This is a genomic window from Vagococcus sp. WN80Y (assembly GCF_059621045.1).
Genome location: NZ_JCAQHY010000174.1, coordinates 136517 through 150546, shown reverse-complemented (window position 1 = coordinate 150546; position 14030 = coordinate 136517). Strand labels below are relative to the sequence as shown.

The window sequence follows — 14030 nt, the reverse complement described above, 5'->3', positions numbered from 1 at the left end:
CTCTATTTATTGATGATTCTTCCTGCGCCAATAAGGTGTTGTTGCCAATAGGAAGACGTTAAATCATCATAACCAATCGGATCGCCAGCATTATACATTTGGGTCGGTGAGACAACAATGCCGACATGCGTCACATAATCAGACGTAGCATAGGTTGAATGAAAAAAGACTAAATCTCCTGCTTTAGCTTCTGATAGTGGAATATGCTGAGTTGCATCATATTGAGCTTGGGCAATTCGAGGAAGCACAATACCTGCCTTTCCATAACACCATTTTGTTAGCCCACTACAATCAAAACTGGTTTCTGGTCGATCACCGCCAAAGACATAAGGGAATCCTTGATATTTTAGCGCTTCATCCATAATGGCTTGAACAGTTTTATCATCAAATTTTGTTACTCCAGTAGCTAGATATTGCGAAACCAATTTGAATAGCGATAGGTAATCCTTTGAAATAATCTCCAGATTTTCCCCCGCTCCACACCGTACGTGAGACTTTCACCTCATACGGCGTTCCATCAAAGTTCTGTTTATAAATTATGCCGTCTCTTTAATTGACCATTAAAACACTATTATTAGCTTGCACTCGTAATTGATTAATTTTTTCAATTTGAAGACTAGACAACTTGAATCGTTTCAAATAGAGAGTAATTATGGATTGTTTTTTTGCGTGTATTAATTTATGAATGTCTTGATGGAGAATAATTAAATTTTGGTATTTGTCTGAGCCACCCAAATGTTTAGGTACTATATGATGACAATGAATATCAGTCAAATCCAACAATTCCCCTGTAATACCACATTTCCCTCGTTGAGAGCTATATTTTGAAATCCGATTATCAATGTATTCAATACTTCTTTTGATTTTTGATGCAATCATCATCTGTGTTAGAGTTGCTGGACTAAAATCAAGTGTCTTATGAATAAATTGACGGCCTTCTTTTGTATACTTATTTACGCGAGAATTTAATGACATCACTTTCCGATGTTTTATATACCCTAAAGGTACGATAGGGCTTTTTTGTAGCCATCGAACTTGTTTACTTTTTCCATAATACTTTTTGATGAAAAGATTTAAAATGTTCCCTTCTTTTTTAGTTGGTAGTCTTCTGTTAACAACACGACTGATTGACTGGTTAATTTTGGCAAAATCGGCACTAACCTGTGTAGCGACACGATAATAAAAATGAATGCCAATAACAATAGAGTTGTACTTCCTTAATTCATCCAGTTGAGTATTTTGATTTATTGGTTTCATTAGCTTTTTAAGATGATTTTTTAAATTTTTATGGATTCTTTTTAGTGATTTTCTGCTCACATGTGACTCGACTACATATTTTTGCTCTTTGCGCATCAATTTTAGTTCAAATCCTAAAAATTCAGAAGACTTTTTCTTTAAATTAATAATCTTGGATTTGTCCTCATTAATTTCTAGGGTCAGTCTGGCATGAAGCCATTGTTTTACTGCATAGTAAATGGCATTGGCATGACTTCTTTTCCTACAAAATATCTTAAAGTCATCTGCATAGCGAACAATATAAATCTCTTTTAAATTCGATTTTCGTAACTCTTTATACTTATTGCCCTTGTCTAATCCTTTGCCTTCGGCAGTTCTGTCCAATACTCTTGCAGATTTACTTTTGCCAGGCATATCTTCCCATTGAGAAACAATCCACCAATCCAATTCGTTTAGTACGATGTTGGAAAGTAGGGGAGAAAGTACTCCTCCTTGTGGCGTTCCTTTTTTAGGATGAAGAACTTTTTTATTTGGTAAAATAATTGGAGCACGAAGCATGGCTCTAACGATTCTGAGTAACCACCTATCCTGAATTCCTAGTGTCCACATTTGTTTGATTAACTTAGAATGATTGACATTATCGAAGAAACTTTTAATGTCTATATCTACTACAAATTGGAGTTTACTAATATTCATCAGTCGGTAGCACTTAGCTATAGCGTGATGAGCCGATCGATTTGGTCGAAATCCATAACTATTATTGTGAAATTTAGCTTCACATATAGGTTCCAGAACTTGCAAAATACATTGTTGAAGTATTCTATCCATAATCGTTGGAATTCCTAAAGGACGAGTTTCTCCATTAGGTTTAGGGATGTCAACTCTTTTGACCGCTCTAGGTGAGTAAGAAAAAAGTCGTGTTTGAACTGTTTTAACAAATTCATTTTCTTCCATAGCTTCTATATTTTTAATCGTCTGCTTGTCTACACCAGCGGTGTAACTACCGCGATTCTTCTTAATATTTCTGTAGGCTAGTTTTATGTTGTTAGCTTTCATCACAAAACCCATTAAATCACTAAAAATCATCTTGTTTTCACTTTTGAAATAGAGTTCATCAAAATCATCAGTCATATCATAGTATTCCATGTGCCGGAGTGTTTTATTGGTTTTAGTTTCTTTCATAGCACTACCACCTTTCTTACTATCGGATAGAAGGCAGTGTTTATTTGGTCATACTCGATTCTATGAATAACATCTTTTATAAACATTGATTCTTTGACTTGTGGCTATCCCTCCATTATATTTCTATAATTTCATAGGTACTGTGCCACTACTCTCACTGACATGAACAAGCTTATTTATTCGACTTGAACGATTCTTAGGAATATAGTTTCCTCCACGTTGTCAGTTTTCCACGTTCCAATATTTCTATCTATTTCATTTCTATTTTTAGGTGCTTACTTTGAGCCTGTTTATATCCAGTACCTTTAATACTGCATGGTTGTTCATATCTACGCATCTTACTTAACCACTATAAACATCCGTTCCCACTGATTGTGGTAGAATCCGATACATTTCTATACCGTCCAGTTATAGACCCGTTCATTCGCAAGTTCGTCAGTTCTTTTTCAAACATTCTCACCTTGAATAGTTTATAGACTCCCGATCTATCCGTTACACTATCCACCTCTGAATAGCTTTCGTACAAATAAATTTGTTTACGGTAACTTTCAACCGACTTCACCGAGCTTCTAACAACCATTTAACTATGTCCTGATTGCTAGTCGGAGTATTAGAGGAGCGTTTCAGGGCGTTACTCCGTCATTCCACTTCTCGAAATATTAGTTCTCCTTCACTAAAATTTGATTCACGCTTTTTTAGTATAAGTGCCTAACCTTTTCAGTTAGAAACGTGTCGCACCGTAAAATTGATTGCCATAGTTATAACGCCAACCACCATTAATTGGAATAGCGATTGGATTGGGATAGTTTACTTTACCCCCACCAGACTTTTCTTTTGAAAAACTCTCTGCTAATTCATATGAATACTTCTTACCTTTGGACGATACATAATCAAGAAATCCTCCCCCATAGTTATAGGACTGAATTGTGGCATTGATATCCTCAATTCCCTTCGCTTTAGCTGAGCTTAAAAGCTCCGAAAAATACTTACAGCCTTGTTTAATCGAAGCCTCTGTCGACAATATATTCGGTGCCAATCCAAGCGATTCACTGCTTTGCATCACATCTTGACCTTTCCCACCTGATTCTACTTGCATAATGGCTAAGATATATGAAACATATTCAGAAATACCATATTCTTTACAGTATTTTTCGACCGTCTGTTTATGTGCCAATACGTCAGACGAAACATCTAACCCTGTAAGAGAATCTGTGCTGTTGCCATTTTCTTCCTCATCAGAAAAGAAAAGCGTGACACAAAATAATACGCCAAAAAGAACAGTAAAAAGACTCATCACACCTATGACAAGCTTTAATTTTAATAGTTTCATGATTAACGCCTTATCCTGTTGTTTATTTTTTTAGGCTTGACTAACACTCGCTTCTTGTTTAATTGAGTCGGTGTTTTTGTGAATTTTGTCGGTATAGGTTGATTAGTACGTTTAATCTGAGTCGTTGCTCTTGAAGAGACACTTGGTTGATTCGGTCTATTTTCTGATTTAGGCGGTACATTAGGACGTTGGTGTTCCGGTCGTTTTAGTTTCATATTTCTAGTTGGCATGGTTGAAGTAGTTGACTTCCGAGCGTTCTTAGTTTTGTCCAGCTCTAAACGTTTTTGCACAATTGTTTCTCTATGTTGTCGTTGCTGAGCCAAGCGTTCTTGATGATTTAGTTTAGGGGTCGTTTTAGCGGTAGTTGCGAACTGCTTCATCGCTTCTTTGGTTCCCTCTTTCTTTTGATGAAGCGCGTACTTTGTTTGAGTCGGAAGACCTTTCACTTGTTCTTTCATCAGCCCTGCTTTGTCTGTTAGCTTCTGTTTCGTGTCTAAGAGATTCCCTGTAGTCTGGCCTAATTTCTTAGCTAAGGTTGGCTGATTAGCAGTTGATCTACTAACACTTCGATTTTGATATTTAGAAGCGTGTTCCGAACTAGGAGCATTCTTTTTCGGTACCTTAGTTTTTGGATTTTTAGAAGTAGTTGCCGTTGCTAAACCAGCAAGCGCCATTGAACGCCCTAATTTCCGCTGTAGGTTTCGCGTTTGACGGTGAATCATCATACGTGGTTTACGCATAATTTGCTTGCCAACACCTTGAGACTCACTGCTTTGAAGGGAGAACATACTCATCAAATCACCTAATTTAAAATAGATTCCTGCAAACGTCACAATCTGCAAGAAAGCGGTCATAAAGAACGGTTGACTAGCTGATAAGGAATACAGCATCGTGGAAATACTAAACGCAACCGTAATAATCAAGGTAATCCCTGCACGCATCATAATGACATTAAACAGCTTCATAATCGCTTTTTTACTTGTCCCATTAAAGCTAGGAATCATACTTAATAAGAAGCTAATCGGCAAAAACATCGCATAGATAATAAAGAGCACTTGAGAGAAAATCATGATACCCGTCAGTAAAAAAACAAAAATAGAAATCCCTATATTAAAGAGAAACAAGAAAAAAACCATCCCTAAACGATTAATGGTTTTAGTAATGGTTAACTGATTATTTTTTTGCTCTTCTATCTCAGCTTTTACAATTTTTTCGCGATCCTTGCCGTCATTTAAATCTGGACTAGTTGAAACTAGCTTCTTGATTCTCTCTTCTCCAATCTCCTCTCGATTAGAATTATCATATTGAAGTAATAACCAAGGCTGCTCGACTTGAATCGAAAATAAACTATCACGAATTAAATCGACACTATCTTTTCCCTTGGAATCGGAATGAGGTAAAATAATTTTTGTCCCCACGTCCAAACTCGCTTTACTGATATCAGAAGAGAATTCATTGATTTTCTTGATATAGTCAGGGGCGTAAGCAATAAAAGACGCAGATAAAATAAAGACTAGTAAAAAATTAATCACCGCTTGTATTGCTTTGCTGGTTTCACGTTTCAATAAACCTGTATAGGCGACATAGATACCTAATGCCAGTACTAAAATCAATAAAAAACCTACGTAAAAACCAGAGCTTGAAAATCCATGCTTCGTAACGCCTGCAATAGTTTGAATATTTTTCCCAATGGCATCCGCTGTTTGAGAAATAAAATCTAGTTTATAAGCTTCTTGTATGAGATAACCTGTCGCATTTGAAAGATACAGAGAGATTGTCCAAATAAAATTGGAAATCGCATATAAGCCATACATGACTTGTTTGCCTATCCCATCCCCCCAATTCCAAGGGAGCCACCCCCAAGAATTATCCACATAAAAATCAAGTTGGTAATTATCTAAGCTATACATAGAATAGATATTTTTGGCATCCACTGTATCATCTACTAAACCAGCTGCTTGAACAATCGTTCCTAGTATAATCAAGCCTATTACAATGAAAATAGTACTCAATGCTATGATAAGTAAAACTCTTTTCAGAATTGATCGTTTCTTTTTCATTCCTCCACCTCTGTTCTGATGGGTGGTCTTGTATCAAAGGCATGAAGTAATTCCTCAAAGATAGGATGAAATTGCATGACACCTACACGTCCATACAAATCAGAAATTAAACATTGTCCATTTTCTAAGTCGCGTAATCTCTTTTGATTGCCCTCGTCCTCTTTATCCACACCAAAGAACTCCAAGGTCTTTTTGATCTCATTAATATCTGTTGAACGAAATGCAAACTTTAACCCAAGATTATTTTTCAATTTTTCATCCAATAAATCGTCTGCATTTTGCGTCACAAAATAGACCCCTGCATTCATTGCTCGACCAGCGCGGACTAGCTTCATCGAAAGGGTCTTTCCTTGAGCCACTTGTAAAAATGACCAAGCTTCATCTAAGTCAACGATTTTAAAGATAGAACGATCAGAGTGAATAAAGTCTAAAGCAAAAGTACTAATGACAATGAGCATCGCGACACTTAACAATTCCATTGTTGTGTATTCTTCAAAACCAGTTTCGGCATCAGGAAGCACTAAATCCGCCACTTGAATAATGTTAAGCTGCTTATCTAAACTAATGGATTGTTCAACGGTTCCATCACTAAATAGTAAATGAGCAAAATCATAGTCCGTAAACGATTCAATATGATCGGCTATATGATTACTTATGGTTGTGTTTTCGTTTCGTAGCTCATCCAAAACAAGTAATAAACCACGTGTTTTACTTTTGGTAACACGTCGAATAGCTTTTCGTAAGACAGGAAATTTTTCACCGTCTCGACTAGAAATCCCTGTTAAAAAGGTCAGAATATCAATCGCTAAACTTTCACTGTCTTTAGGACGTTTTAAAATAACATAGGGATCAAGTAGCCCCTTATTGGCAGCTTCACTTGTGAGATTTACAATATTAATTTCATGGGCAATATCAGGCAATGTTTCTTTCCAATTACTCCGCTCTTCTTTCGGATCAACAATCACTGCTTGACCGCCAAAAAGGACAGCATAGTAAACAAGTAGATTATTACTAAAGGATTTTCCGCCACCTAAACTTCCGATAAAGGCAGAAGCCAAGGCATTGGTGACCGACCCTTTCACCCCTTGACTAGCCAAGCTTGGTTTAAGATAGACATTCCGTCCGGTATCCAAATTGTAGCCAACATAAATCCCTTCACTTTCACCCAACATTTGCGTGGCACCAAAGCCTAACCCTGCCAGAAAATCAGAGGTGACATACTGAACATAATCATTGATATACCGTTTTGACGCAGGAATAAATTCATTATGCAAACCAAGCATGTCGCCAAAAGGACGAACCAATTTAATACTCAAATCATCATAAAAATCCTTGACCTCATTACAGCGACGCTTTAATTCCTCTAAATTACTAGCAGAGACACGAACCACATAGCTTAATTTATACATGGATTCCTTGCTCTGATCTAAATTGCTTTCTAATTCGTTGACAGAGTCCAATGCATCCACTACATTAGAGCTCGTTTCATTGTCACTTTCCCACGCATGGCTATCTAAATCTTTCAGCTCCTTTTTCTTATTGCGAACGGTAGAAAGAGCTTTTTTATTCGCTACGATTTCTACATTCATTGAGGTGTCTATCGGAAAAGTAAACTGTTGTTGCTGGTAGTAAAAAATTTCACTACTAGGAAAATCCAATTCTCCTACAATCGAATTGATCGTAAAATAAGCTACATAAGTCGTCTGATCTTCATTTTCAATTTTGATATAACGTTGATTTTCTTCAATTAAACAGCGAGTCGGCTTTAAAATATCATAGCGTTTGACTAAGGTTTCTTTATTCCTTCTCTTAGTTGGCAAATGATACTCATATTCTTCATAGGGTGTCCCTGTTTGACCGTAAAGATGTTCAATGATGTAACCAAAATCATTTTTATCTAATTGACGAATTTTAAACCGCCTAGATATCTTAGTCTCTAACAGATTTTCCATTCTTGAGAATCGTTCAATTTCCTCATTGCTCATCGAAACAAAATCACCCATTAATTTATGGCTGACATCATAGAAAAAATCCTTTAGTACTGTCATGATTTCTTGGCTAATGTTTTTAATCGTTAGCTCTTGTTCGTTCAGTAATAATTTGAAGCCAATAAAAAAGCGATAGTCTACTTGATTGTCTCCAATCATGTCTACTAACGCGTCTGTCTGTTCATCTATTTTTTGATAGGCGACTTCTTTTAATTTTCCTGTGACTTCTTTTTTTGAGCGCTCCTGAGTGGCTCGAATACTGGTTTCTGTACTTAACTGTAACGCATGTATTTTGCCATCTCTGTTTTGAGCAATCAACTGTCGAAAGCTATCATGTACTTGAAACTTTTCTTCTGGACTTAGAAAACTGTAATTATAGGGAATTAATTCATAATACGCAAAGCATTCACCATCTTGATTGAATACTAAATTATTTTCAATATATTTAATCGGATACGCCATAATATTCACTCCTAACAATAGTAAGCTCTACATTCATTTTCTGCTTTTTTAGTTTGACAGGTTTAAAGGCGTACGTTAATTTAGGTCGAAGCAAATAGGAAATAATCGACTTTAGAAAGCCATAGGGTTTCTTTCCATCAAAGGTCTTTTGACTCATAAACCATGTAAAGGCAGCTGGTAGTCCGAGATATTTTAAGAAGGCGCCATTAATGAATGATAGTGGGGGTATTTGGCTAAACATCATGACAAATAAAACTGAGAGTACAAACCAGGTCATTTGAGTGAATGTAATGGGAAATGGTAATTGTAAATCGTTAATAGCATAGATCACTTTTTCTACTGACCAGATACTAGTGTAACTTCTTATTTTTTTCATTATTTCACGTCCTTTCAAAAATAAAAAAGAGTAGTCTTTAAAAAATCCGACTACTCCGTTAGTATTAAATTTTAAAATATTATTTTCTAAAAATTTCATATTCATAAAACTCATCAAAATTATCTATTAATAATTCATAAAGAAGGATTTTCCAAGGCTCATCTAAATCTTCTATAAGTCCATTCTTTTTTAGATTTATCAATTTCTGAGCTTTAGATTTCAATTCCTTAGCAATAGCTTTTTTTGTTAATATTACTCTGGAAATTTTAGCTATTTCATCTATTGCTAAAGCACTCAAAACCTCATTAAGTTTAAAAACTATGTCAAAATTATATACACATTCTTTGCTTGCAAATGATTCAAAATAATAATATGGTACAAAGTTCTTTTTACGGTTTATTTTATAAGTAATTCTCAAGCCATCCATTTCATGGTAGTCATTAAAATATGGATGAAAAATAACTTCTCCACTGTTACCGCTAGAAACTATAGAACCTTTTTTTCTATTACATCTCGAACAAAGAGGAACTAAATTAATAGGAGTTATTGTATATTGTGTATAATCAGTTTTCGGTAAGACATGGTCTAGAGTATCCGCATGACTTCCACATATCGGACATGTTGAGTTATTATTTTGTAGTAAAGAATTATAAATTCTATCTATTTTTTTCTTCACAATTTTGTCATTATAAAAGTAAATAGCAATTTTATTAGTAACTTGATCTACTTTGGCAGTAGAAGAAATATTATAGAAGTTTTTTTTTGAGGAAATATAACATTCTTCGTGTGTGATCATTTGATCAATATATTTTTGAAGCGTATCCACCACCTGCAACATATGATTTCTTGATAGCACTGATAACATTTTTTACACTTATAGTAGGTAATTCTTTTTTATCAAACATTTTAATTTTCTTCCTCCAAAAAAATCTGCATAAATAAATTTGCTTCGGAACCTAGTCTATTATCATCAATTAATGTTTTTGCAGTCTCAACTTGTTGATCACTTAATTGAGATAAAAATTGATAAAAACCCGAGTTTCTTATATCCAGACCAAAAACATCGTCCATTATAATACTAATATTTTCACCAAAAGTTTCAATTTTAGGATGTCTGATTGTAAGTTTTTTTGAAAAATCTCTCTCAAGAACCCAAACACATTCTTTTGGAATCTCCTGTAGAATTACTGGTGAATGGGTAGCAATAATCGCCACTCCATTTTTCTGACCTAATATATCAGATAGAATTCTAATATATGCAGAAACTAATGGCGGGTGTAAATATGATTCTGGTTCATCAATAATTATTAAAGTCTTTTCTTCAATTTGGGAAACTAATGCAGATAATCCTAAAAGAATCATTTTTTGTCCTGAACTGAGTATAGAAATACTACTAATACTAGGAAGTTCATTATTAGAAAAATTGTTTATAAAAGTACTAATTTCAGAATCAAAAGAAAGTTTTATTATTTCTTTCTCCCAAAGAGCAATTCTTTCAGGTGATTTCCTTATTTTACTTAAATTACTAATAAGATCTTTTGCTAACTCTTCTGGATTTTTCATTGTCTGACGACCTTCCCAGAACATACTATTTCCAATATATTTAAAATTATCTATTTGTTCTGGATTATCAAAATATTGGCCTTTTAATTGATCAAAAGCACTAAATGATATAAATAAAATACTTTCAAATGTTTCATTTTCATAATCATCGTATATCGCTAATTTAACTGTGCTATTATTTATTAGATAACTAGATGTTTCAGACTTTTTTAAATAACACTTTACAATATCTTGAATAACTGTTGTTTTTCCTGTTCCATTATTTCCTATAAGACTATAAACATTTGTTGGAAGTGATGAATCTGGATCAACTTTAAAAGAAAAACATTGTTCTACCTTACTATTGACTGAATACTTTAAATCAAAACTAAATGGTATCTGTCGAACGCCATTTCTAGCAACTCGATGTAATTGTTGTTTTAAATTATATGAATTACTTCCTCTAAGAAAAGATGTAGTAATAACATCAAACTCTTTATTTTCTTCATATAATTTCAGATTAAAAGCAATATCATTTAGTTGTGATAGAATATTTTTCACTTGAAATTGCGAAAATAGTTTATACAAGCTCTCATAATATTCAATACTTCCTAAAGAAATTGAATTATTGTCAAGTTCCGTAAATTCACTAGGAAGATAATCCAATGATCTATATGATACCCAGTTTTTATCACCTTTATTCAAGAAAAGTGTTTGGGATTCTTTGAGAGTTGCAAAACTAACACTTCCAATCTTATGTTGTTTTCTATCTTCGTCTAAGTAAAAAGCATCATATAAAGTGCAATACCCAAAATCATTCCAATTATCTGCGATAAATTGAATTCCTTCTTTTTGATAGTTAAATACTGTACTAAAATAAAATTGCAAAAAAACATCTCCTTTTAATAGTTCAACTTAAATTATGTGTTGTTTTATTAATTTGTATACTATAAGTTAAAAAATAAAACACTTTATAAATACTATTATAAGTTAATGCACACCAATTTAATACATATTATTCACTTTTTGTGTAAAAATCATTTATCAATAATAGAAATCAATTATTTTGAATTAAAAAGAGATTTTTATACGTTTTTCATGTACAACCTGAATAATCAACACCTAGTAAATATTCTCATTTAAAAACTTAGTCTCTAGTTCTAGACCTAAAAAACAAAATTTTTGCTTTTTCATGATTTTAACTAAACATATTCTAAAAAAGTTTCAACCTACATATTCAAATACCCCATGAGATGTTACTAAAAAGTTCCCTTCTATTTCCATATCTCTTCCCAATGATTGATAATCAATATAGTTCTGTAAATGATCTGGTATTTCGCCCAAACTACCTGTTTCTTCAACATAATATCGCGCAACATCTTCCATATCACCGCAGTCAGAATAACAAATAATATCATCTACATGTTCTAGTAATTCATCCACACTATTAAACCAATACCCTTGGATTTCTGATAATTCATCATAGATGGGCGTTCCTTCTATTTCTTCCACCAGTTCACATATTCGATTAACTTCCTCAATTGAGGTGTATTCATCAATTTCAAATGGCAACTCATAATCATGAATTGCATATTCTTCATATTCATCATTTAAACCAATTCGCTCTTTTACCTCGTCAATATCAATAGGTGGTGTAAACCATTCGCCAACTAGTTCACCTTCATTGTATTTCCCTAAATTAGCAATATAGACTTGCATTTCCATGCTAGATATCTCCTTTCTAAAAAAATGAGATTTTATTGATTATAAATTTAACATTCTGGTATACTTGATGTATCTCGAACGTTTTGGGCGCTCTGCGTGGGGTTAAACAACTTGCAATCCTTGAATGTGGCACTATGGTTTATACTATTTGTCATAATATTCATAGCTAGTTACATTTTTTATTGTAAAAAGGAGAAGATGTCCATGAAAAATATAGGTGAAAATGTAGCAAGCGCCATAATTTCAAATTTATTAATTAGTGGCACATTACCGGGTATTGCGTCCAAAGCGTTCGACTCACTTTATTAAGTATTTTTTTGTTGGAAAAACGATTGTTCCAACAAATTAAGCTCCGATAATCTTATTAAAAATATTCAACAACACATCCTTCACGCCGCCTGCATTAAACACTAGCCCAACTGCAATTAAGGCAATCACAAGAAAGCCAATCAGCTTAGAAAATTCTCGTTTAAAGCCCAAATAAATACCAATGACCACAATCGCCATTAACACTAGCGATTGAGCATTGGATAAAAACCAATTATATAAATTTTGTCCAAAGTTCATTAGAATTGCTTCCCCCTTTCTTCTAAATAGTTGTAACGATTTGCAAAATAACGTTGAACTCGTTTCAATAAGTAAATCGGTGACAGCCGTTCTCCATAAACAGTTATTTTATTATGATAGTGAGGATAAAACGTCTGTTTATAAAAATCATACTGATAGTAAATCGACTGTGGCTTCTTGAAGCCTTCAATAATGAGGGTTGTGCATTTGCCTGTATCTAACAAATACAATTGATTTTCGATCCCACAGAAGAAACCAAATTGTTTTAATTCCAACGTCAGCCGACTCATAAAATCACATCCTCTACGGGAGTAACCTGTTGTTCTAATAATTTTTCATGACGCTCATTTAAACGAGCTTCTCTGATCATTTCATCAATCACTTCCGTCCCATTATGCTGATCAATTTTCTTAGCGACTTTCAAGGTTGGAGCGACTTGTCGTCTCAACCAATTTAATGTGCGATCAAATGAATACGGTTCTGGTTTCGTTGTTAAGCGTAAAGCACCCCGATCTTTTCCAATAAACCATGCCCATTGTTCATTCGTTTTCCACGCTGAACGTCGTTTTGTTTCAACTTTATCGACAAAACGAATATAACGATTGATAATGTCGAATGCTGTCTTTTCAGCATCCCCATAGGTTAGTAAATCATTTATTGCATGTGCTGCACGTTCATTTTTCAAGCGAATCTCAAAACGATTTTTGACCTCTGCTTCTTCTAAAGCAATGTCATTTTTCACATACTGCTCATAATCTTTTTCATAAATACAAAAGTAAACTTCACTTTTAAGAGAGCCAATATACAACGTATTGCCCATTCCTTGCTTTTCATCACGATGCACCAATTCTCCTGAACGGTAATTTTTAAACGTACGAAAAACTGAAATACATTCTTCTTCCTTACACTTCTGTGCTAATGTGGAAATATCTAAAATCCCGACTTTGTCATTAATAGCTAAATCTATTCTTTTGAAGACACACTGCTCTTTTAAACACTCTCGAAAGAAATCAAACCAATTTCGATGCTGTGCTAACAGGAAGCTTTCAAATTGCCGACAGCCTTTTCCCTTAAGCTCTAAAAGTACTCCTTTAGTCTCATCATAGGAAATCATCACCACAATATCACCAAAGCGATAATGCTCTTGATAGCCATAAAAGGCATAGTCTTCATGAATCATGTAATCCATATCGATTCGTAAAATCACTTCTATGATGTGCTGAATATTAGTCGTTGGAAACCGAATCCTAACATAGTCAAATAACAGTTCCAATGGATTATCTGGATCAAATCGTTCTAATGCATTGAACAGTGCTTCTTTTAATTGCGTTGTAGGAAATACTTTGCCATTTTCGATACTGTTTAAATACGATCGACTAATACTTGCTGCTGTTGCCAATTTATTTTGAGATAACCCAAAAGCCCTCCGTTTTTCCTTGAGCTCTTGAATCCATAGGGTTGTATCAGTCACTTGCCTTCCTCCAATCAAAAAAGCAGTTGTCCACTTTTACATACCATCGGACAACTGCTTAAATAAATATGAATCCCTTTTAAATCAAGGG

10 protein-coding genes and 3 pseudogenes are annotated in these 14030 nt (G+C 34.1%); all 13 read right to left on the bottom strand.

The genetic code is table 11. From position 1 onward, the window contains the following. Nucleotides 1–2: 2 nt before the first annotated feature. A pseudogene (locus tag AC5KOD_RS21055) lies at nucleotides 3–428 on the bottom strand (C40 family peptidase); the annotation flags it as partial. Nucleotides 429–549: 121 nt separating this feature from the next. Beyond that, the gene (gene ltrA, locus AC5KOD_RS21050) at nucleotides 550–2418 is read right to left on the bottom strand and encodes a group II intron reverse transcriptase/maturase (protein ID WP_496916553.1); all 1869 of its coding nucleotides are present in this window, start codon (nucleotides 2416–2418) and stop codon (nucleotides 550–552) included. A 349-nt stretch (nucleotides 2419–2767) separates the two neighbouring features. After that, entirely contained in the window at nucleotides 2768–2998 is a 231-nt protein-coding gene (locus tag AC5KOD_RS21045) for a hypothetical protein (RefSeq protein WP_496916552.1), read from the bottom strand. A 159-nt stretch (nucleotides 2999–3157) separates the two neighbouring features. Beyond that, nucleotides 3158–3748, bottom strand: a pseudogene (locus tag AC5KOD_RS21040) (lysozyme family protein); the annotation flags it as partial. A 464-nt stretch (nucleotides 3749–4212) separates the two neighbouring features. Continuing rightward, nucleotides 4213–5808, bottom strand: a pseudogene (locus AC5KOD_RS21035) (CD3337/EF1877 family mobilome membrane protein); the annotation flags it as partial. Further along, the gene (gene tcpF / locus AC5KOD_RS21030; RefSeq protein WP_496916551.1) at nucleotides 5805–8258 is read right to left on the bottom strand and encodes a conjugal transfer ATPase TcpF; all 2454 of its coding nucleotides are present in this window, start codon (nucleotides 8256–8258) and stop codon (nucleotides 5805–5807) included. The gene tcpF and the pseudogene AC5KOD_RS21035, both read right to left, overlap by 4 nt. After that, nucleotides 8242–8634: a conjugal transfer protein gene (locus AC5KOD_RS21025; RefSeq protein WP_496916550.1), complete on the bottom strand. Its 393-nt coding sequence runs from the start codon at nucleotides 8632–8634 to the stop codon at nucleotides 8242–8244. The genes tcpF and AC5KOD_RS21025 overlap by 17 nt, the downstream gene beginning before the upstream one ends. A 79-nt stretch (nucleotides 8635–8713) precedes the next feature. Continuing rightward, nucleotides 8714–9499: an HNH endonuclease gene (locus AC5KOD_RS21020; RefSeq protein WP_496916549.1), complete on the bottom strand. Its 786-nt coding sequence runs from the start codon at nucleotides 9497–9499 to the stop codon at nucleotides 8714–8716. Nucleotides 9500–9540: 41 nt separating this feature from the next. After that, the gene (locus AC5KOD_RS21015) at nucleotides 9541–11064 is read right to left on the bottom strand and encodes an AAA family ATPase (protein WP_496916548.1); all 1524 of its coding nucleotides are present in this window, start codon (nucleotides 11062–11064) and stop codon (nucleotides 9541–9543) included. A gap of 336 nt (nucleotides 11065–11400) precedes the next feature. Then, nucleotides 11401–11901, bottom strand: coding sequence for an antirestriction protein ArdA (locus AC5KOD_RS21010; protein ID WP_496916547.1), 501 nt, complete (start codon nucleotides 11899–11901; stop codon nucleotides 11401–11403). Nucleotides 11902–12246: 345 nt separating this feature from the next. Continuing rightward, nucleotides 12247–12468 (bottom strand): hypothetical protein, encoded by a 222-nt coding sequence (locus AC5KOD_RS21005; RefSeq protein ID WP_009925525.1) that lies wholly within the window; start codon nucleotides 12466–12468, stop codon nucleotides 12247–12249. Then, nucleotides 12468–12758: a hypothetical protein gene (locus AC5KOD_RS21000; RefSeq protein ID WP_496916546.1), complete on the bottom strand. Its 291-nt coding sequence runs from the start codon at nucleotides 12756–12758 to the stop codon at nucleotides 12468–12470. The genes AC5KOD_RS21005 and AC5KOD_RS21000 overlap by 1 nt, the downstream gene beginning before the upstream one ends. After that, the gene (gene mobT, locus AC5KOD_RS20995) at nucleotides 12755–13939 is read right to left on the bottom strand and encodes a MobT family relaxase (RefSeq protein ID WP_496916545.1); all 1185 of its coding nucleotides are present in this window, start codon (nucleotides 13937–13939) and stop codon (nucleotides 12755–12757) included. The genes AC5KOD_RS21000 and mobT overlap by 4 nt, the downstream gene beginning before the upstream one ends. Nucleotides 13940–14030 lie beyond the last annotated feature (91 nt).

Coding starts and splice junctions, on each gene's coding strand:
- ltrA (WP_496916553.1), bottom strand. CDS start 2,418: ATGAAAGAAACTAAAACCAATAAAACACTCCGGCACATGGAATACTAT.
- AC5KOD_RS21010 (WP_496916547.1), bottom strand. CDS start 11,901: ATGGAAATGCAAGTCTATATTGCTAATTTAGGGAAATACAATGAAGGT.
- AC5KOD_RS21045 (WP_496916552.1), bottom strand. CDS start 2,998: ATGGTTGTTAGAAGCTCGGTGAAGTCGGTTGAAAGTTACCGTAAACAA.
- AC5KOD_RS21000 (WP_496916546.1), bottom strand. CDS start 12,758: ATGAGTCGGCTGACGTTGGAATTAAAACAATTTGGTTTCTTCTGTGGG.
- AC5KOD_RS21020 (WP_496916549.1), bottom strand. CDS start 9,499: ATGTTATCAGTGCTATCAAGAAATCATATGTTGCAGGTGGTGGATACG.
- AC5KOD_RS21025 (WP_496916550.1), bottom strand. CDS start 8,634: ATGAAAAAAATAAGAAGTTACACTAGTATCTGGTCAGTAGAAAAAGTG.
- tcpF (WP_496916551.1), bottom strand. CDS start 8,258: ATGGCGTATCCGATTAAATATATTGAAAATAATTTAGTATTCAATCAA.
- AC5KOD_RS21005 (WP_009925525.1), bottom strand. CDS start 12,468: ATGAACTTTGGACAAAATTTATATAATTGGTTTTTATCCAATGCTCAA.